The sequence below is a fragment of the Paraclostridium sp. genome (genome assembly GCF_051656405.1).
Classification (GTDB): Bacteria; Bacillota; Clostridia; order Peptostreptococcales; family Peptostreptococcaceae; genus Paraclostridium.
Map to the genome: position 1 here is coordinate 27,318 of NZ_JBOGBV010000067.1, position 20,899 is coordinate 48,216.

16 protein-coding genes are annotated in these 20,899 nt (G+C 30.5%); 15 read left to right on the top strand and 1 reads right to left on the bottom strand.

The annotated features are described in order from the left end of the window. Positions 1 to 12: 12 nt before the first annotated feature. From rapZ to rlmD, 8 genes are all read left to right on the top strand, one after another. Positions 13 to 870: an RNase adapter RapZ gene (gene rapZ / locus ACRDDE_RS09970; RefSeq protein ID WP_438627102.1), complete on the top strand. Its 858-nt coding sequence runs from the start codon at positions 13 to 15 to the stop codon at positions 868 to 870. A 15-nt stretch (positions 871 to 885) separates the two neighbouring features. Then, on the top strand, positions 886 to 1,995 hold the full coding sequence (locus ACRDDE_RS09975; protein WP_438627103.1) for a gluconeogenesis factor YvcK family protein: 1,110 nt from the start codon (positions 886 to 888) through the stop codon (positions 1,993 to 1,995). Positions 1,996 to 2,059: 64 nt separating this feature from the next. Further along, positions 2,060 to 2,485: an NUDIX hydrolase gene (locus ACRDDE_RS09980; RefSeq protein ID WP_021430207.1), complete on the top strand. Its 426-nt coding sequence runs from the start codon at positions 2,060 to 2,062 to the stop codon at positions 2,483 to 2,485. A 16-nt stretch (positions 2,486 to 2,501) separates the two neighbouring features. Next, positions 2,502 to 3,452: a DNA-binding protein WhiA gene (whiA, locus tag ACRDDE_RS09985; RefSeq protein ID WP_438627104.1), complete on the top strand. Its 951-nt coding sequence runs from the start codon at positions 2,502 to 2,504 to the stop codon at positions 3,450 to 3,452. Positions 3,453 to 3,551: 99 nt separating this feature from the next. Then, positions 3,552 to 7,037, top strand: coding sequence for a DNA polymerase III subunit alpha (locus ACRDDE_RS09990; RefSeq protein WP_438627105.1), 3,486 nt, complete (start codon positions 3,552 to 3,554; stop codon positions 7,035 to 7,037). A 177-nt stretch (positions 7,038 to 7,214) separates the two neighbouring features. Continuing rightward, complete coding sequence (gene pfkA, locus ACRDDE_RS09995) at positions 7,215 to 8,174, top strand: 6-phosphofructokinase (protein ID WP_438627106.1); 960 nt, start codon at positions 7,215 to 7,217, stop codon at positions 8,172 to 8,174. A 16-nt stretch (positions 8,175 to 8,190) separates the two neighbouring features. Then, positions 8,191 to 9,951 carry a pyruvate kinase gene (gene pyk, locus ACRDDE_RS10000; protein WP_438627107.1) on the top strand — a complete coding sequence of 587 codons (1,761 nt, stop codon included), beginning with the start codon at positions 8,191 to 8,193 and terminating at the stop codon, positions 9,949 to 9,951. Between the two features lie 113 nt (positions 9,952 to 10,064). Next, entirely contained in the window at positions 10,065 to 11,423 is a 1,359-nt protein-coding gene (rlmD, locus tag ACRDDE_RS10005; protein ID WP_438627108.1) for a 23S rRNA (uracil(1939)-C(5))-methyltransferase RlmD, read from the top strand. A 104-nt stretch (positions 11,424 to 11,527) separates the two neighbouring features. Here rlmD and ACRDDE_RS10010 read toward each other — a convergent pair whose 3' ends face one another. Next, a complete protein-coding gene (locus ACRDDE_RS10010) occupies positions 11,528 to 12,544 on the bottom strand; it encodes a D-2-hydroxyacid dehydrogenase (protein ID WP_053832118.1) in 1,017 nt (338 codons plus the stop codon). A gap of 576 nt (positions 12,545 to 13,120) precedes the next feature. On the opposite strand from ACRDDE_RS10010, the gene ACRDDE_RS10015 reads away from it, so the two are divergent. The 7 genes from ACRDDE_RS10015 to ACRDDE_RS10045 all read left to right on the top strand — a co-directional run bounded on the left by ACRDDE_RS10015 (position 13,121) and on the right by ACRDDE_RS10045 (position 20,694). Then, positions 13,121 to 14,353 (top strand): CaiB/BaiF CoA transferase family protein, encoded by a 1,233-nt coding sequence (locus ACRDDE_RS10015; RefSeq protein WP_438627109.1) that lies wholly within the window; start codon positions 13,121 to 13,123, stop codon positions 14,351 to 14,353. 21 nt (positions 14,354 to 14,374) lie between these two features. Further along, on the top strand, positions 14,375 to 15,151 hold the full coding sequence (locus ACRDDE_RS10020) for an acyl-CoA dehydratase activase (protein WP_195945651.1): 777 nt from the start codon (positions 14,375 to 14,377) through the stop codon (positions 15,149 to 15,151). A gap of 18 nt (positions 15,152 to 15,169) precedes the next feature. Next, positions 15,170 to 16,396, top strand: a complete 1,227-nt coding sequence (hadB, locus tag ACRDDE_RS10025) for a (R)-2-hydroxyisocaproyl-CoA dehydratase subunit HadB (RefSeq protein WP_216561768.1) — start codon at positions 15,170 to 15,172, stop codon at positions 16,394 to 16,396. Beyond that, positions 16,396 to 17,523 (top strand): 2-hydroxyacyl-CoA dehydratase subunit D, encoded by a 1,128-nt coding sequence (locus ACRDDE_RS10030; RefSeq protein ID WP_438627110.1) that lies wholly within the window; start codon positions 16,396 to 16,398, stop codon positions 17,521 to 17,523. The genes hadB and ACRDDE_RS10030 overlap by 1 nt, the downstream gene beginning before the upstream one ends. A 137-nt stretch (positions 17,524 to 17,660) precedes the next feature. Beyond that, entirely contained in the window at positions 17,661 to 18,794 is a 1,134-nt protein-coding gene (gene acdB, locus ACRDDE_RS10035) for a putative isocaproyl-CoA dehydrogenase AcdB (protein ID WP_021434148.1), read from the top strand. 48 nt (positions 18,795 to 18,842) lie between these two features. Further along, a complete protein-coding gene (etfB, locus tag ACRDDE_RS10040; protein WP_021430126.1) occupies positions 18,843 to 19,628 on the top strand; it encodes an electron transfer flavoprotein subunit beta in 786 nt (261 codons plus the stop codon). Between the two features lie 13 nt (positions 19,629 to 19,641). Beyond that, positions 19,642 to 20,694 carry an electron transfer flavoprotein subunit alpha/FixB family protein gene (locus tag ACRDDE_RS10045; RefSeq protein ID WP_438627111.1) on the top strand — a complete coding sequence of 351 codons (1,053 nt, stop codon included), beginning with the start codon at positions 19,642 to 19,644 and terminating at the stop codon, positions 20,692 to 20,694. The last annotated feature ends 205 nt before the right edge of the window (positions 20,695 to 20,899 follow it).

Here is a 20,899-nt window from a genome sequence, read left to right on the forward strand (position 1 = left end):
GGGGGAGATAGTATGAGATTTGTAATAGTAACAGGATTATCTGGATCTGGAAAAAGTGAAGCTATGAAATCTTTAGAGGATATTGGATTTTATTGTGTAGACAATTTACCTCCAACTCTTATAACTAAATTTGCGGAGTTATGCTATCAAGGAAATTCTAATATAGATAAAGTGGCTTTAGGTATAGATATAAGAGGAAGAGAGTTCTTTGAGACATTACATGAAAGTTTAAGTTACTTAGAAAAAGAAAATTATAAATATGAAGTTTTATTTTTAGATTGCGCAGATGATATTTTAGTAAAAAGGTATAAAATGACTAGAAGAAATCATCCGTTAGCTAAATCTACTCAAATAACAGAAGGAATAAAAGAAGAAAGAGAAATTCTTCAAACTTTAAGAGATAAGGCTGCTAGTATAATTGATACTAGCAATATGAAGCCTAGAGATTTAAAAGATGAAATAAGCAAGTTATATATAGAAGGAGAAAAAACTCCTAAACTTACAATATCTGTAGTTTCATTTGGATTTAAGCACGGAATACCTATAGATTCAGATTTAGTATTTGATGTTAGATTTTTACCAAATCCATATTATGTAGAAGAGTTAAGACCTCAAACAGGAGAAGATCAAGTTGTAAGAGATTACGTAATGGATTCTGACGTAAGTAGAGAATTTTTCGCTAAGTTAGAAGATATGGTAGATTTCTTAATACCTCATTATATTGAAGAAGGAAAGAGTCATTTAGTTATAGCTATTGGGTGTACAGGTGGAAGACATAGATCTGTAACAATTTCTAATTTGCTTTATGACGATTTGATCAAAAAGGGCTATAGAGTTGTAAAAAAACATAGAGATTACACTCTTAGATAAAATTTGGAGGGAATTATGACATCAGTAATAATTTTTATAGGATTAGTGGGGTGGATTTTTTCAATAAGCGTAGCTTTTTTATACCTTAAAGAAAAAAAAGAAAACTCTAATAAAACTATAAAAAATAATATAAAAGAAGAAAAACCTAGAGTAGTTGTAATAGGAGGAGGAACAGGTCAATCAGTCTTTTTAAGAGGACTAAAACATTACACTCCTAATATAACGGCTGTGGTAACTGTTGCTGATGATGGTGGAGGATCAGGAGTATTAAGGGAAGATTTGGGTATGTTGCCTCCTGGAGATATAAGAAACTGTTTACTTTCATTAGCTAATATGGAACCTACTATGGATGCTGTTATGAAATATAGATTTACAGATGGTGCTTTAAAAGGTCAAAGTTTTGGGAATTTATTTTTAGCAGCTATGAATGGAGTTTACGGAAATTTTGAAACAGCTGTTTATAAAATGAGTGAAGTTTTTGCTATAACAGGTAGGGTTTTACCTGTAACGCTAGAAGATATAAATTTAATAGCAAATCTTGATAACGGAGATATAGTAAAAGGTGAATCTAACATACCGAATCAAGTGAGAATTCAAAATACAAAAATTAAGAGTATAGAACTAGAACCTAAAAATGCTAAACCACTAGATGAAGTTATTAAATCTATAAAAAACACAGATATTATTGTTATAGGTCCAGGAAGTTTATATACAAGCATAATGCCTAATTTATTAGTAGATGGAGTTATTGATGTAATAAAAGAATCTAAAGCTCCTAAAGTGTATATATCAAATATAATGACCCAACCTGGAGAAACTGATAACTTTAATGTTGTAGATCATATAAATGCTATAAATAAACATTGTGGGGAAAATATAATTGATATAGTAATAACTAACAATGAAGTTTTACCAAAACCTGTATTTGAAATTTATAACAAAGATGGTGCAAGCCAAGTATTATTAGATAAAAAACAAAAACAAACACTGGAAGATATGGGAATAAAAGTGGTAGAATGTAATTTAGTAGAAATAAAAAGTAACTATATAAGACACGATGCAGATTACATATCTAATGTAGTTGTTAATTTGGCACTAAGTCATATTTATGATAATGAGAAGTAAAAAAGGATTTTAAAAATTTATGTAGAAATCCTTATTATTATGTTATTTTAAGGAGTGAACACCAATGAGAGAAGAGGTTAGTGCCGGGGGCGTAGTATTGTTTGGTAATGCAGTGCTCTTACTTAGAAAATTTAATGGAGACTGGGTATTGCCTAAAGGAAAAGTTGAAATTGGAGAGAATAAGGAAGATGCAGCACTTAGAGAAGTTCTAGAAGAAACAGGTGTAAAGGCTGATATATTAAAGTATTTAGGTGAAATACATTATACTTTCAAGGAAAATTGGGATGAGAATAAAGCAGTTCATAAAACTGTATATTGGTATTTAATGCAAGCAAGAAATATGGATACTATTCCTCAAAAAGAGGAAGGTTTCATCGATGCTAAGTTTGTTCACTTAGATAGAGTAGTAGATTTAGCTAGATATGACGATGAAAAAGAAATTATAAAAGTTGCTTTAGATGAAATTAAAAAAAGATTAAAAAAGAATTGACTATAGGTGATAAAATATGTCTTTTTCAGCAGAAACAAAAAATGAATTAGCTAGAATTTTTTCGGATAATGAATGCTGTAATATAAGTGAGCTTTCTGCAATAGTCAGATTGGCAGGAAGTATACAAATAGCTGGATATAAAAAGTTAAATTTAAAAATAAGTACTGAGTTAAACTCAACTGCTAGAAAGATTTTTAAATTATTAAAATCTAATTTTGGAATTAACACAGAGATATCGGTAAACAAAAATCAAATGTTAAAACGAAATAGCAGTTATGTACTTATGGTTACTAGTGAAATGGGTGCGGAAAACTTATTAAGAGAATTAGGTATTTTATCTCAAGAAGATTATTTCTTTACGATGAATAAAGTTCCTGAGGGTCTTATTAAAGACAATGACTGTATTAGAGCTTTTATAAGAGGTGCTTTTTTAGGTGGAGGCTCTATTAGTGATCCAGAAAAAAATTACCATTTAGAATTTGTAACAAATAATGAAGAATTTGCAGAATCCTTAAAGGATCTTATAAATTCATTAGGATTTAATTCTAAAACTGTATCTAGAAAAAATAATTACGTAGTATATCTAAAGGAAAGTGAACAAATATCAGATTTATTAAATATAATAGGAGCTCACCAAGCTTTATTAAGCCTTGAAAGTACAAAGATAGTAAAAGAAATGCGAAACAACGTAAATAGAATTGTTAATTGTGAAACAGCTAATTTATCAAAAACTGTTAATGCAGCTGTTAGGCAAATAGAAAATATAAAGTATATACAACAAAAAGTAGGATTAGATCACATTCCACCAAATTTAAGAGAAATAGCAGTTTTAAGAATAGAGTATGAAGATTTAACATTAAAAGAACTTGGAGAAATGGCTAGTCCTAAATTAAGTAAATCAGCAGTTAACCATAGATTAAGGAAAATAGAACAAATAGCAGATAATTTAAGATTGAAATTCGAATAAGAGGCATTATGCCTCTTTTTTTTGATTAATAAGGATTGAATTTTGATTAAGAGGTGTGTATTGTGGTAAAATTACTTTTATAAGCAGGAGGTGAGGTCTTTGAGCAAAGATTTTGTACATTTACATGTTCATACAGAATATAGTTTGCTAGATGGTTTTTCAAGAATAAAAAACTTAGTAAACAGGGCTAAAGAATTAAATATGAGTGCAGTTGCAATAACTGACCATGGATGTATGTTTGGGGCCATAGACTTTTTTAAAGTAGCAAAAAAAGAAGGAATAAAGCCGATTATAGGATGTGAGGTTTATACAGCACCTAGAGGAATGAAAGATAAAGACCCTAATTTTGACAAATCTCAGGGACATTTAATACTTCTAGCGAAAGATACTACAGGATATCAAAATCTAATCAAGTTAGTATCGGCAGCATATGTACAAGGATTTTATTATAAACCAAGAGTTGATATAGATGAAATAAAAAAACACAGTGAAGGTATCATTGCACTTTCTGCTTGTTTAGCAGGAGATGTATCAAAAGCATTGATGAATAGAAATTATGATAAAGCTAAAAATATAGCTTTAAAGTATAAAGAAATTTTTGGCGAGGAAAATTATTATATAGAAATTCAAGATCATAATCTACCTGAGCAAAAAGAAGTTAACAGAGAGTTAATAAGACTTTCTAAAGAAATTGGAGTGGGGTTAGTAGCAACTAATGACGTCCATTATGTAAGAAAAGAAGATTCAAAGATACATGATATATTAATGTGTATACAAATGGGTAAAACTGTAAATGACCCAGCTAGAATGAGATTTGGGAGTGATGAATTCTATCTTAAATCTAGAGAAGAAATGGAAGGAATTTTTCCTGAAGTTCAAGAAGCTTTAGATAATACTGTTAAAATTGCACAAATGTGTAACGTTGAATTTGATTTCAATACTATACATTTACCTCAATACGATGTTCCTGATGGATATACACCTCAAGAATATTTAAGAATGTTATGTTTTAAGGGGCTTAAAGAGAGATATAAAAAGCCTTCACAAGAGATTTTAGATAGATTAGAGTATGAATTAGGTGTAATTGAGAAGATGGGTTACGTAGAGTACTTCTTGATAACTTGGGACTTTATAAATTTTGCAAGAGAAAATAGTATCATGGTAGGTCCAGGTAGAGGTAGTGCTGCTGGATCTATAGTTTCATATACTTTATACATTACTGATATAGACCCTATAAAATACTCTCTATTATTTGAGAGATTCCTAAACCCGGAACGTGTGTCGATGCCCGATATAGATATAGATTTTTGTTATGAGCGTAGAGAAGAAGTTATAGATTATGTAAAAAGGAAATATGGTGAAGATCATGTCGCTCAGATTATAACATTTGGAACAATGGGAGCAAAAGCTGCTATAAGAGACGTTGGAAGGGTATTAGACGTTAGTTACAACAAAGTTGATAATATAGCAAAAGAAATTCCTTTTGCATTAGGAATGACAATAGATAAAGCATTAGATACAAATCCTAATCTGAAAAAATTATATGAAGAAGATTCAGAGACAAAAGAGATAATAGATGTTTCAAGAAAAATAGAAGGAATGTTAAGACATGCATCAACACATGCTGCAGGAGTTGTTATATCTAAAAAGCCAATAGATGAGTATGTACCTTTATATAAGCATCAAGATGCTATAACTACTCAGTTTACAATGACAACTTTAGAGGAGCTAGGTCTATTAAAAATGGACTTCTTAGGCTTAAGAACTTTAACAGTAATAAGAGATGCACTTGATTTAATAGAAAAAAATCATAATTTAAAAATAAACTTTTCTAAAATGGAATATGATGATCCTAAAGTTTATGAATTGCTTTCATCTGGAAACACTCTAGGGGTATTCCAGTTAGAGAGTGCTGGGATGAGAAGCTTTATGAAGCAGCTTAAACCGGATAATTTTGAGGATATAGTAGCCGGAATATCTTTATATAGACCAGGTCCTATGGATTCTATCCCAGTTTATATAAATAATAAAAATAATCCTGAAAATGTAGAATATCTTCATAAAAAACTAAAACCTATAATGGAAGTTACATATGGGTGTTTAGTTTATCAAGAGCAGGTAATGCAAGTTGTTAGAGACTTAGGCGGATATAGTTACGGACGTAGTGACTTGGTTAGAAGAGCTATGGGTAAAAAGAAAATGGATGTAATGGAAAAAGAAAGAGAATATTTTATCCATGGTAAGACAGATGAAAATGGAGAACTTGAAATAGCTGGATGTGTTAGAAATGGAGTACCTGAAGATATAGGTAACAAAATTTTCGATGATATGATTGACTTTGCAAAGTATGCATTCAATAAAAGTCATGCTGCTGCATATGGAGTTTTAGCATATGAAACAGCATATTTAAAAGCTCATTATCCTGTAGAATTTATGGCAGCCTTAATAACTAGTGTAATGGGTAATACAGATAAAGTTGTTGAATATATAAGAGAGTGTAATAGCCTAAAAATAGATGTTTTAAAACCAGATATAAATAAAAGTTTTACTAAATTTTCAGTTGAAGACAAAAGTATAAGATTTGGGCTTGCAGCAGTAAAAAATGTAGGTGTAAATGTATTAAATAATATAATAAAAGAAAGAGAAAGTAGCGGAGAATTCAAAGATTTTAATGAGTTTTGCAAAAGGTTAGATTCAAAAGATCTAAATAAACGTATAATTGAAAGTCTTATAAAATGTGGAGCTTTTGATGAAATGGGTGACAATAGAGCTAGTTTACTTCTTGGATATGAAAAACTTCTTGAAAGTATATCTATGGATAGAAAGAAAAATTTAGCGGGACAAGTTTCATTATTTGATGGATTTGAGATGGATGAATCTATAAATAATGATATACAAAGTATGGATACATTACCACATGTAAAAGAGTTAGAAGAAAAAGAAAGACTTTATTTAGAAAAAGAAGTATTAGGAATGTATGTAAGTGGACATCCATTATCTCAATATAAAGATGAAATAAAAAGAAATACTACAATAAACAATGCTGAGCTAAATGAAATAAAAGAAGACTATATTACTTATCTAAATTTAAATGAAAGAGAAGTAACGATGGGTGGAATAGTAATAAATAAAACTATAAGAACAACAAAAAGAAATGATTTAATGGCTATAATCGAATTAGAAGATTTATTTGGAGTTATAGAAGTTATAGTTTTTCCTCAAGTTCTTCAAAAATATAATACAGTTATCCAAGAAGATAAAATTATTTATATAGATGGAAGATTGAGTATAAAAGAAGACGAAAATGCAAAACTTATAGCTAGAGAAATAAGAGATATGAATGATAGTGGGAATAAAGATAAGCCTACTTTATACTTGAAAATTAATTCTATAGAAAATAAAGAGTTAGTAAATGATTTAATATCGGTAGTAACTAAATACCCTGGAGAAAATGATATATATATATATGCAGAAAATATAAAACAGGTATATAAATGGAACCATATAAAGGTTAATATCAACGAAAATTTAATTAATGAATTGGAACATATATTGCCAAAAACAAATATAAAAGTAAAATTTTAAGGGTATTTAAAATTTTATTATATAAAAAGGTAGCGAAATTATGATATAATAGACAAAAAATAGATAGTTTCGCTACTATCTGAATTTTTTTAATTACACTGGGATGAAAATATAATATAGGGACTCAAAATGTCCCTTAAAAAATGAAATATATTAATCAACTAGGAGGTAATGTTAATGAAAACTATAGGTATATTAACTAGTGGAGGAGATGCGCCAGGTATGAATGCAGCTATAAGAGCTGTTGTTAGATCTGCTATATACTATGGGTGTAAGGTTTATGGAATAAATAGAGGGTACAAAGGATTAATAGAAGAAGACATACAAGAAATGAATTTATCTTCAGTTGGGGATATAATACATAGAGGTGGAACTATATTAAAATCATCTAGATGTGAAGAATTTAAAACAGAAGAAGGAAGAGCTGTAGCAGTAAAAATACTTAAAAAATACAAAGTAGATTGTCTTGTTGTTATAGGTGGAGATGGATCATTTAATGGAGCTCAAAAATTAAGTGATTTAGGATTCCCAGCAATAGGAATACCAGGAACTATAGATAACGATTTACCATATACAGATTATACTATAGGTTTTGATACAACAATGAATACTATAATAGATGCAATAGGAAAAATAAGAGATACATCTTCATCTCATGAAAGGGTTAACATTATTGAGGTTATGGGAAGACACTGTGGAGATTTAGCTTTATATGCAGGTCTTGCTGGTGGAGCAGAAACAGTTATAGTTCCGGAGATAGATTTCAAAATTGATGATGTTTGCAAGAGATTAAAAACTACTCAAAAAAGAGGCAAGAGACATAGTATAATTGTTTTAGCTGAAGGGGTTGGAAATGCAAGTGAGCTAGGAAAAGAAATAGTTTCTAGAACAGGAGCTGATTTAAGAATAACAGTATTAGGACATGTTCAAAGAGGTGGAAGTCCGAGTGCATTTGATAGAATACTTGCAAGTAGAATGGGTGTACGTGCTGTAGAATTATTATTAGATGGTAAATCAGCTAGAGTAGTTGGTATAAAAGATAATAAGATTATAGATTTAGATATATATGAAGCTTTAGCTATGAAAAGAAAATTTGATGATGAAACTTATGAAATGGTAAAAATATTATCTATATAAATTAGGAGGATCTAACATGTTAAAAGGGATAAAAAAGACTAAAATAGTTTGTACATTAGGACCAGCATCACAAAGCGAGGAAACTTTAACTCAACTTGTAGAAAATGGATTAAACGTATGCAGATTCAACTTCTCTCATGGTTCTCATGAAGAGCACAAAGAAAGATTCGATATGGCTAAAAAGGTTAGAGAAAAATTAAATAAACCAGTAGCTATATTATTAGATACTAAAGGTCCAGAAATAAGAACAGGAAACTTCCAAGATCCAGAGGTTTTATTAGAAGAAGGGCAAAAGTTCACAATAACAATGAAAGATGTTGTTGGTACTAAGGAAATGTGTACAGTAAGTTATAAAGGTCTTGCAGAAGACGTTACTACTGGTGATACTATACTTATAGATGACGGACTAGTTGGTCTTAGAGTAGAGGAAGTAAAAGGGGAAGAAATACACTGTATAGTTGAAAACTCAGGAATAGTTAAAAATCATAAAGGTGTTAACGTACCAAGAGTAAAAATAAATTTACCCGCTATAACAGAAAAAGACATAAGTGATATAGAATTTGGTATACAACAAGGTATAGATTACATAGCTGCATCTTTCGTAAGAAAGGCATCAGATGTTTTAGCTATAAGAGAAGTATTAGAAAACAATAATGCTACAGAGATACAAATAATATCTAAAATAGAGAACCAAGAAGGTGTAGATAATATAGACGAAATATTAAAAGTTTCTGATGGTATAATGGTTGCTAGAGGAGACTTAGGTGTTGAAATACCTACAGAAGAAATACCTATAGCTCAAAAAATGATGATAAGAAAATGTAATGAATTAGGCAAACCAGTAATAACTGCAACACAAATGTTAGATTCTATGATAAGAAATCCTAGACCTACAAGAGCAGAAGTAACAGACGTTGCAAACGCTATATATGATGGAACAGATGCAATAATGTTATCAGGAGAGACTGCAGCTGGTAAATATCCTGTAGAAGCTGTAAAAACAATGGCTACTATAGCTAAGAGAACAGAAGAAACTTTAAATTACAATGAATTATTAAAAAATAAGAAACTTAACGGAGTAAATGTTACTGATGCTATAAGTCATGCAACATGTACAACTTCAGTAGATTTAAATGCTTCAGCTATAATAACCTCAACATCTTCAGGACACACAGCTAGAATGGTATCTAAGTTCAGACCAGAATGTCCTATAATAGCTGCTACAAATGATGAAAAAGTTATGAGAAGATTAGCTTTAACTTGGGGTGTATATCCTATAATGGCAAGTGAAGCTACAAATACAGACGAAGTTATAGAAAACTCTATAAATGCAGCTAAAGAAGCTTCTTACTTACAAAATGGAGAATTAGTTGTTATAACTGCAGGAGTGCCAGTTGGAGTTAGCGGAACTACTAACTTAATAAAAGTTCATGTAGTAAGTGAAGAAATAACTAATGGTATAGGTGTAGGAACTAAAACTGTAGAAGGTAGAGTAAGAATATTTGATAATAAAAATGAAGTTTTAGACTTCGAAGAAGGCGATATAATAGTAACTCACATGACAGATGCACATATGAATCCGTATATAGAAAAATGTGGAGCTATAATAACTGAAGATGGTGGAATGACATCTCATGCTGCTATAGTAGGTATAAACTTAGATAAAGCAGTAGTAGTTTCAGCTAAAAATATAATGGATTTAGTAAATGATGGTGAAGTAATCACAGTTAACACAGCAAGAGGCGTTATATATAGAGGAGCAAGTAGAGTATTATAAAACTATAAATTCAAAAAAATTGTGCTATATTTAATATAGGGGCTTTATAAGCTCCTATTTTTTTGGTAAAATAAGTTTTTGTAGTTTAATTATTATGTTCGGAGGAAAAGTCTATGCTATTAAAAGACAGAGAGTATGAAGTTGACGTTGTTGATATAGGTCAAGGTGGCGTTGGAATTGGTAAGCATGACGGGTTTACAGTTTTTGTAGATGGTGGCTTGATAAGTGATAAGCTAAAAGTAAAAATAACTAAATCTAAAAAAAACTATGCAGTTGGAGAAATAGTAGAAATAATAGAAAAATCTCCATTTAGAGTTGAAAGAGTATGCTTAGATAAATTATCTGATTGTGGAGGTTGTCAAATACAAGAGTTAGTCTATCAAAAGCAATTAGACATAAAGACTAATGAAGTAAAGCAGACTATTAGTAGAATCGGTAAATTAAATGATACACTAGTTCACCCAACATTAGGAATGGAAAATCCATTCAGATATAGAAATAAAGCTCAATTTCCAATACAAAAAATAAATGGAAAGACAGCTATAGGTTTTTATAAGAAGAAAAGTCATGATGTAATTCCTACAGATAAGTGTATAATTCAACATGATGTAAATGATAAAATAATTAAAATAATAAAAACTTATATAAAAGCTTATAATGTTAGTATATACGATGAAAAGACTCACACAGGAGTATTAAGACATTTAGTGACTAAGGTTGGATTTGAAACTAAAGAGGTAATGGTTGTTTTAGTAGCGAACGGAAAGAAACTTCCATATTTAAATGAATTAGCATCAGTATTAAAAGAAAATGTACCAGGGTTTAAGACTCTTGTTTTAAATACAAATAGAGAGAAAACTAATGTGATTTTGGGAAAAGAAAACAAAGTTATATATGGTGATGGGAAGATAAATGACTATATAGGAGATTTAGTTTTTGAAATATCTCCATTATCATTTTTCCAAGTTAATCCATCACAAACGGAAGTTTTATATAATAAAGCATTAGAATATGCTGATTTAAAAGAAAATGACACAGTATTTGATATTTACTGCGGGATAGGAACAATATCTTTATTTTTAGCTCAAAAAGCAAAAAAGGTTTATGGTGTTGAAATTGTTGGAGATGCTATAAAAGATGCTAAAATAAATGCGAAACTAAATAAACTAGATAATACAGAATTCTTTGTAGGTAAGGCAGAGGAAGTAGTTCCTAAGTTATACAAAGAAGGCAAAACAGCTAATGTAGTAGTTGTAGACCCACCTAGAAAGGGATGTGAAGAATCAGTATTAGATACTATAGTATCTATGGAACCTGATAAAGTGGTATATGTATCGTGTAATCCATCAACTTTAGCTAGGGATTTAGCTTATTTAGATGAAAGAGGATATAAATGTAAAGAAATTCAACCAGTAGACATGTTCCCACATACTATGCACGTTGAATCTATAGCATTATTATGCCGTGATTAGCAAATTAAATTAATATATATAATAAAAGGCTATCTTAAGTCACTTTATGTGATTTAAGATAGCCTTTTAAGTTTATAAATTTATTTAAATATAGCTAAAAGATATTAAGCATTTACAAGTTTTAACACATTATTAACGCTATCACCAGTAGCTAAAACTTCTTTTACACAATTTAATGCAGTACTTACTAAATTATCAACTGCAGTAGTAGTAAAATAGCCTATATGATGAGTAAATAGGACATTTTCCATATTTAATAATTTCTTTACTTGAGGATCAGTAAGATCATGATGAGGTATTACTTTGTTTAAGAAAGTACCTTCAGTTTCAAATGTGTCTAAAGCAGCAGCACATAAATCTTTATTTTCTAAAGCTTCAATTAAATCGTCTGTACAAACAACTCCACCTCTACCCGTATTAACTAAAAAAGCATCTTTTTTCATTAATTTCAGATTATCTTTATTTATCATGTGTTTTGTACTTTCAGTAAGAGGTGTGTGTAAAGACACAACGTCAGCTTCTTTCATAAGATCATCTAAAGAATCTTTGTAAGTTAAAATTTCTTTTAAATCTTCGTTAGGATAAGCATCATAGGCTATAACATTTGCACCTAGTCCTTTGAATAACTGAGCGGCAGTTGAACCTATCTTACCTGTACCTACTATACCTACTGTAGTAGATCTAATTTCTCTTGCAATTAAATTAGCTGACCATCTAAAGTCCCCAGTATTAACATTTCTATTAATAAGGTGCATGTTTCTCAGGAGATTCATTGTCTGAGTTACCGCAAGTTCTGCTACTGAGTTTGGTGAATAAGCAGGTACATTAGTTATAACTAAATCATTTTTAGTAGCTTGGTCTAAATCAATCATATCAAAACCAGCTGCTCTAGAAGCTATTTGTTTTATTCCAAATTCTTTTAATTTTTCATAAATTATAGCGTCATCAATTGGATTAGTTTGTTGAATAGAAATTCCGTCGTACCCTTTAGCTTTGTCAACAGTCACTGATGATAAGCCTTCTTCAATTGTATCGACTTGAACATTGTTCCCATTCTCCTCAATCCATTTTGCTATTGCAGGTAATTCATGTTCACGTGTACTAAACATTAATATTTTCATATTAAAGCCCCCTTATTTTTTAATAGACAAGCTATTATACAATTAAAAAAGTAATATAAATAAAACACTATAACAATATATTTATATGAGTAGCTCATCTATTATAATAATTATTTATATAATGACAACTTATAGTCAAAATATAAAAAAGCACATAACTATAAATAGCATATAGAAATTAAATAATTAACTAACAATATGCTATTATGATTAAATCATAACATACACTTAGTTAATTTTACAACAATCTAAATGGATAAATTTTCAATCAAATTTAAATGAAATATATATTTAAAAAATAGTGAAAATAAAAAGTCTTGCAAATTGCAACACTCTAGAGGTATTTTGCAATGAAAATTAGATTAGTTAATAAAAATATAAAAAAGCAAAACATAAGAGAATGTGTAAAAATTAACTATTTCATTAAAAAAATAACTTTTGGCACGATAAATGCTTAACAATATAGGTATCAAAATAAAATTTATCTCAAAAGTTTTTAAAACTTATTTTTAGAATTATTAATTATTAAATTAAATTAAATATTATATGATGTTTATAATTATAGGAGGTTGAGTTATGGATAATAAAGCATTACTAAAAGGTGTTAGGGTTGTTGAATTATCAAGTTTCGTAGCAGCTCCTTGCTGCGCCAAATTACTTGGAGATTGGGGCGCAGAAGTAATTAAGATAGAGCCACTTGGTGGAGATGGAATAAGAGTTATGGGTGGAACTTTCAAATCTCCATGTACAGATGAAGAAAATCCAATGTATGAATTAGAGAATGGAAATAAAAAAGGTATAAGTGTAAATGTAAAAACAAAAGAAGGAGTAGAAATAATTCATAAGCTTTTAGCTAAAGCTGATATATTTATTACTAATGTTAGAGAACAAGCTCTTTCAAAAATAGGTCTTACTTATGATCAATTAAAAGATGAATTCCCTGCTCTTATACATGCTCATATACTTGGATATGGAGAAAATGGACCATTAAAAGATAAACCAGGATTTGACTATACAGCATATTTTGCAAGAGGTGGAGTTAGTCAATCTCTTATGGAAAAAGGAACTTCTCCTTGTAATACAGCAGCAGCATTTGGAGATCACTATGCAGGAGTTTCATTAACAGCAGGTATCTTAGCAGCTCTTTACAAAAAACAAATGACAGGTGAAGGCGATAGAGTAACAGTAAGTTTATACCATACAGCACTTTATGGAATGGGAATGATGATTACTACAGCTCAATATGGAAATTCAATGCCTATATCAAGAGCTAAGCCAAATAGTCCACTTATGACTACTTATAAATGTAAAGATGGTAAATGGATACAACTTGCATTAATTCAATATAATAAATGGCTTCCAAAATTCTGTAATGTTATAAATAGACCAGAAATAATGGAAGATGAAAGATTCAATGATATAAAAGTAATGCCATTACACGTTGATGAAATGGTTGAAATAGTTGGAGCAGCAATGCTTGAAAAAACATTAGATGAATGGTCAGCATTATTAGAAGAAGCAGACCTTCCATTTGAAAAGGTTCAAAGTTGTGAAGATATACTTGAAGATGAGCAAGCTTGGGCAAACGATTTTCTATTTAAAACTAAATATGCAAATGGAAATGAAGGTGTGTTAGTAAACGGACCAGTTAAGTTTAAAACTATGGGAATAAAAGAATATACACCAGCTCCAAGAGTAGGAGAACATACAGAAGAAGTTCTTACAGAGTTAGGTTATACAGAAGAAGAAATATTAAATATGGTTAACTCTAAAGCTGTTAAGTTAGATGATTCAAAAGAGCTAGTTTAGAGATAAAAAGGGGCGCTCAAAATGTACACAATGGGATTAGATATAGGGTCAACTGCATCTAAAGGACTTATTTTAAAAGATGGAAAAGAAATAGTAGCTTATTCTACAATATCTTCAGGAACTGGAACTAGCGGTCCCGCTAGAGTTCTTGAAGATTTGTACAAAAAGCTTAATATAAAAGGTTCTGATATTCAAAATACTGTAGTAACTGGTTATGGGCGTATGAAATATGCTGAAACTCATAAACAAATAAGTGAATTAAGTTGTCATACTAAGGGTGTAAAATTTTTAGTACCTACAGCTAGAACAGTAATAGATATCGGAGGGCAAGATGCTAAAGCACTTAAGTTAGATGATAATGGAGTTATGCTAAACTTCTTAATGAACGATAAATGTGCAGCAGGTACTGGTAGATTTTTAGATGTTATGGCAAAAATCGTTGAAGTGGATGTATCTGATCTTGGAGATATATCAATGAGATCTCAAAATGAAGTATCCATAAGTAATACATGCACAGTTTTTGCAGAATCAGAAGTTATATCACATTTATCAAATGATATAGCTATAGAGGATATAGTTGCAGGAATACATACTTCAGTTGCTAAAAGGGTTGCCAGTTTGGTAAAGCGACTTGGAGTTAAAGAGGATGTAGTTATGGTTGGAGGAGTTGCTAAAAATTCAGGCGTCGTTAAAGCTATGGAAAGAGAGTTAGGGACTAATATAATAGTTCCTGAGATACCTCAACTTACAGGTGCCTTAGGAGCAGCTATATATGCCTACAATGAAACAAAAAAATAATAGTAAAGAGGGATGAAAATGTCTGAAAAAAAAGATGCTAAAACAGTAATAAATGAGCTCTTAGCTCAACAGTATGCAAATGCTTTTAAAGCTAAAGAAGAAGGTAGACCTGTTGGTTGGTCAACTTCAGTATTTCCTCAAGAATTAGCAGAGGTATTTGATTTAAATTTATGTTATCCAGAAAATCAAGCAGCAGGAGTAGCTGCAAAAAAAGAATCATTAGATTTATGCGAAAGATCAGAAGCTCAAGGGTATTCTATAGATTTATGTGCTTATGCTAGAACAAATTTTGGTTTTTTAGAAAAAGGAAAAAGTGATACTTTAGATATGCCAAAGCCAGACTTTTTACTATGTTGCAACAATATATGTAACCAAGTAATAAAATGGTATGAAAATATATCAAAAGAGTTAAATATACCTATGATAATGATAGATTTACCTTTCAATGATGAAGATCATGTTACAGATGAAAGGGTTGAATATATAAAAGCTCAATTCCAAGAAGCTATAACACAACTTGAAAAAATATCAGGCAAAAAATTTGATCCTAAAAAGTTTGAAGATGTAATGAAGACATCTGCTGAGAATGGTAGACTTTGGAAATACTCAATGAGTTTACCTGAAGGTTCAAATCCATCTCCAATGAATGGATTTGATTTATTCACTTATATGGCAGTAATAGTTTGTGCAAGAGGTAAAAAGGAAACTACAGAAGCATTTAAACTTTTAATAGATGAATTAGAAGAAAATAAGAAAAATAAAGTCTCTACATTTAGAGGAGAAGAAAAATATAGAATAATGATGGAAGGAATTCCTTGTTGGCCTTATATAGGATATAAAATGAAAACACTAGCTAAATATGGAGTTAATATGACAGGTAGTGTTTACCCACATGCATGGGCTCTTCAATATGAAGTTAATGATTTAGATGGAATGGCAAGAGCTTATAGTGGAATGTTCAATAATGTTAACTTAGATCAAATGACAGAGTTTAGAGTTAATTCATTAAGAGATGGTAAATGTGATGGAGCTTTCTATCATATGAATAGAAGCTGTAAGCTTATGAGTTTAATTCAGTATGAAATGCAAAGAAAAACTGAAGAAATTACAGGAATACCATCAGCTGGTTTTGATGGAGACCAAGCAGATCCTAGAGGATTTACTAAGGCTCAATTTGAAACTAGGATACAAGGTCTAGTTGAAGTTATGGATGAGAGAAAAAATCTTAACAGAGGTGAAATATAATGGAAGCTATGTTAGCTAGAATGCAAGAGGTAATTGATAATCCAAATGAGGTTATCAAAAAATTTAAAAAAGATACTGGAAATAAAGCTATAGGATGTTTCCCAGTGTACTGTCCAGAAGAAATAATCCATGCAGCAGGAATGTTTCCTGTAGGTATATGGGGTGGACATACTGAATTAGATTTAGCAAAACAGTATTTTCCAGCATTTGCATGTTCAATAATGCAATCATCTCTAGAATATGGGCTTAAAGGATCTTACGATGAACTTTCAGCTGTTATAATACCTGGAATGTGTGATACATTAATTTGTTTAGGTCAAAACTGGAAGGTAGCAGTTCCACAAGTACCTTATATATCTTTAGTTTATCCACAAAATAGAAAACTAGATTCAGGGGTAACATACTTAGTTAATGAATTTAAACATGTAAAAAAAGAATTAGAAAAAATATGTGGTCATGAAATAACAGAAGAAAAATTACATGAAAGTATAGAAGTTTATAATGAACATAGAAGAGTAATGCAAGAGTTTGTAGCATTAGCTCCTAAGTATTCAAAAACAATAAAACCTTCAGTGAGAAACTTAGTTATAAAAAGTGGGTTCTTTATGAGAAAAGAGGAACATACTGATTTAGTTAAAAACCTTATATCTAAACTAAATAAAATGCAAGTTGAAGAATGTACAGGAAGCAAAGTTGTACTTACTGGTATATCACTGGACTCAAAAGATATCTTAGAGATATTAGAAGAAAATAATATAACAGTTGTTGCAGATGATTTAGCTCAAGAATCTAGACAATTTAGAACTTTAGTTCCAGATGGAAAAGATGCTTTAGAAAGATTAGCAAGACAATGGTCAAATGTAGAAGGCTGTTCATTAGCTTATGATCCAGATAAAAAACGTGGTTCTATGATAGCTGATGAAGTAAAAGCTAAAGGAGCAGATGGGGTAGTATTCTGCATGATGAAATTCTGTGATCCAGAGGAATATGATTATCCAGTAGTTAAAAAGGATATAGAATCAAGTGATATTCCTACTTTATATATAGAAGTAGATCAACAGACATCAAACAATGAGCAAGTAAGAACTCGTGTGCAAGCCTTCTCTGAGATGCTTAGCTTCGCCTAAAATTTATATTTGTAACAAGCGAAATCTTTATATTTAATAAACTAAATAGATGCATTGATTATAGGAATTATTTATAAGGATTTCGTTTTTAATAATATCTCATATCAAAAATTTTAGAATATAAAATGGAGGAGAATATGTTATTTAATAAAGAGAAAGAACTTTTAAGAAAAGCAGTAAGAGACTTCGTAAGTAGAGAATTGGCAACTTTACCAGAAGAAATTGATAAAACTGGGGAAATGCCAAGAGAATTATTAGACAAAATGGCTAAAACAAAATATACAAGCGTTACTGTACCTGAAGAATATGGGGGAGCAGGTTCAGATTACGTATCATATGCAATAATAATGGAAGAACTTAGTAGAAGATGTGCATCAACTGGAACTTATGCAACTGCGGCATCATCTCTAGTATCATTACCGATACTTAACTATGGAACTGAAGAACAAAAACAAAAATATTTAAGAGGTATCGCATCAGGTGAAATGATAGGAGCGTTTGGTCTTACAGAACCAGGAGCAGGATCTGATGCTTCAGCACAACAAACAACAGCAGAACTTGATGGAGATTATTATATATTAAATGGAAGAAAAACATTTATAACTAATGCTCCTATATGTGACGTTGCTATAGTAATTGCAGTTACAGATAGATCAAAAGGTCTAAAAGGAACATCTGCATTTATAGTAGAAAGTAAATGGGAAGGATTCTCTCACGGAGCTCATGAAGATAAAATGGGTATAAGAGGAACTCAAACTTCAGACCTAATATTTGAAAATGTAAAAGTACCAAAAGAAAACTTATTAGGAAAAGAAGGTATAGGATTTAAAATAGCTATGAATACTCTTGATGCTGGTAGAATAGGTGTTGCAGCTCAAGCATTAGGGATTGCACAAGGTGCACTTGATGAAGCTATAAAATATACAAAAGAAAGAGTACAATTTGGTAGAACACTTTCTAAATTCCAAAATACTCAATTTACTTTAGCTGATATGGAAACAAAAGTAAATGCAGCTAGATGGTTAGTTTATGATGCAGCTGAAAAGAAAGATGCAGGAGTAAATATGACTAAAGAATCTGCTATGGCTAAATACTATGCAGCTGAAATAGCAAATGAAGTTGCTTATAAAGCATTACAATTACATGGTGGATATGGATTTATAAAAGATTATCCAATCGAAAGAATATATAGAGATGCTAGAATAATGTCTATATATGAAGGTACATCAGAAGTTCAAAAAATGGTAATATCTTCAAGCATTTTAAAATAAATTAAACCTTTAAAAATATTTTATACTAGTTAAATGGAGGTAAAGACTTTGAAAATATTAGTTTGCGTTAAACAAGTTCCAGATACTAATGAAGTTAGAATAAATAAAGAAACAGGAACTCTTATAAGAGATGGTGTTCCAAGTATATTAAACCCTGATGATGCAAATGCATTAGAGCAGGCATTAAGATTAAAAGATGAACATGAAGGATCAAAAGTAACAGTAATAACTATGGGACCTCCTCAAGCAGACTTTATGCTTAGAGAGTGTTTAGCTATGGGTGCTGACGAAGCAATCCTTCTTAGTGATAGAGCATTTGGAGGAGCTGATACTTGGGCAACTTCAAATACAATAGCAGCAGGAATCAAAAAGGTAGGAGATTATGATATAGTATTTGCTGGAAGACAGGCTATAGATGGAGATACAGCTCAAGTTGGACCACAAATTGCTGAAAAACTTGATATACCTCAAGTTACATATGTGCAAGATTTCTCTATAGATGGAGATACAGTAACTGTACAAAGACAATTAGAGGATGGATACGAAGTAATTAAAGTAAAAAAACCTGTTCTTTTAACAGCTGTTAAAGAACTTAATGAACCAAGACATATGTCTGTTGATAAAATAGTAAAAGCATTTAAAACAGAAGTAAAAGTTTGGACTATAGACGATTTAGATGTAAATAGAGAAGAAGTAGGACTTAAAGCATCACCAACAAAAGTATTTAAATCATTTACACCAGATCCAAGAGGTAAAGGGGAAATACTTAAAGGTAATCCAGAAGATATTGTGAATACGGTACTAGTAGGACTAAAACAAAAGCACATTATATAAGTTGGAGGTTAAGATGAATACAAATATAAATGAAAATATAAAAGATTTTAGCTCATATAAAAATGTTTGGGTGTTTGCAGAGCAAAGAGATGGGGCAATAACACCAGTTGTAATAGAATTACTTGGAGAAGGTAGAAAATTAGCTGATGAAATAGGTGTTAACCTTTGTGCAATATTATTAGGTGAAAATGTAGATTCTATGGCTAAAGAATTAGTTGCTTATGGAGCAGATACAGTTTATACTGCAGATGATGAATTATTAGAAAAATTCACAACTGATGCTTATACAAAAGTTATAACTGATGCAATAAATGAGTTTAAACCAGAAATAGTACTTTATGGAGCTACACATATAGGAAGAGACTTAGCTCCAAGAATAGCTTCAAGAGTAAGTACTGGTCTTACTGCAGATTGTACAAAACTTGAAATAGATCCAGATGATAAAAAGTTAAAACAAACTCGTCCAGCGTTTGGTGGTAATATAATGGCTACAATTATATGCCCTAACACTAGACCTCAAATGTCTACAGTTAGACCTGGAGTTATGGAAAAAGCAGAGAAAAATGATTCTAGAAATGGAAAAATAGTTCCTATGTCATTTAACTTAAGCAAAGATGATATAAGAGTAGAAGTTATAAAAACTGTTAAGACTAAAAAAGATTTAGTATCTTTAACAGATGCAAATATAATAGTATCTGGAGGACTTGGAATGGGAAGTCCTGAAGGATTTGAAATGTTAAAACAATTAGCTGATAAATTAGGTGGAGTAGTAGGAGCATCACGTGCAGCTGTTGATGCTGGATGGATAGACCACTCTCATCAAGTTGGTCAAACAGGAACTACTGTTAAACCTAACCTTTATATAGCTTGTGGTATATCTGGAGCTATACAACATTTAGCAGGTATGCAAAACTCTGATTTTATTATAGCTATAAATAAAAATGAAACAGCTCCAATACTTGATATAGCAGATTATGGTATAGTAGGAGATGTTAAAGATATAGTTCCATTACTTACAGAAAAACTTGACAGTGTAGATGATTTAATCGAACTAGTTAATGCATAGATTTATAAAATTAATCTAGTCGTAAAAACTTATATATTATAGTAAACCTAACCAAAATAATCCTTGTGTATAATGTGATTCAATATTATATACAAGGATTATTTAATTTAGCGTCTAAGTATATAATTAGGGCTAAATTTAATTAGTACCAATTACATAAAAATATAAAAAAATATAGAAAATTAGACAAAATGACAAATTTAAT

Bases quoted from the DNA above. Each gene is read 5' to 3' on its own strand.
- rapZ (WP_438627102.1), top strand. From the start codon at position 13: ATGAGATTTGTAATAGTAACAGGATTATCTGGATCTGGAAAAAGTGAA.
- ACRDDE_RS09975 (WP_438627103.1), top strand. From the start codon at position 886: ATGACATCAGTAATAATTTTTATAGGATTAGTGGGGTGGATTTTTTCA.
- ACRDDE_RS09980 (WP_021430207.1), top strand. From the start codon at position 2,060: ATGAGAGAAGAGGTTAGTGCCGGGGGCGTAGTATTGTTTGGTAATGCA.
- whiA (WP_438627104.1), top strand. From the start codon at position 2,502: ATGTCTTTTTCAGCAGAAACAAAAAATGAATTAGCTAGAATTTTTTCG.
- pfkA (WP_438627106.1), top strand. From the start codon at position 7,215: ATGAAAACTATAGGTATATTAACTAGTGGAGGAGATGCGCCAGGTATG.
- pyk (WP_438627107.1), top strand. From the start codon at position 8,191: ATGTTAAAAGGGATAAAAAAGACTAAAATAGTTTGTACATTAGGACCA.
- rlmD (WP_438627108.1), top strand. From the start codon at position 10,065: ATGCTATTAAAAGACAGAGAGTATGAAGTTGACGTTGTTGATATAGGT.
- ACRDDE_RS10010 (WP_053832118.1), bottom strand. From the start codon at position 12,544: ATGAAAATATTAATGTTTAGTACACGTGAACATGAATTACCTGCAATA.
- ACRDDE_RS10015 (WP_438627109.1), top strand. From the start codon at position 13,121: ATGGATAATAAAGCATTACTAAAAGGTGTTAGGGTTGTTGAATTATCA.
- ACRDDE_RS10020 (WP_195945651.1), top strand. From the start codon at position 14,375: ATGTACACAATGGGATTAGATATAGGGTCAACTGCATCTAAAGGACTT.
- hadB (WP_216561768.1), top strand. From the start codon at position 15,170: ATGTCTGAAAAAAAAGATGCTAAAACAGTAATAAATGAGCTCTTAGCT.
- ACRDDE_RS10030 (WP_438627110.1), top strand. From the start codon at position 16,396: ATGGAAGCTATGTTAGCTAGAATGCAAGAGGTAATTGATAATCCAAAT.
- acdB (WP_021434148.1), top strand. From the start codon at position 17,661: ATGTTATTTAATAAAGAGAAAGAACTTTTAAGAAAAGCAGTAAGAGAC.
- ACRDDE_RS10045 (WP_438627111.1), top strand. From the start codon at position 19,642: ATGAATACAAATATAAATGAAAATATAAAAGATTTTAGCTCATATAAA.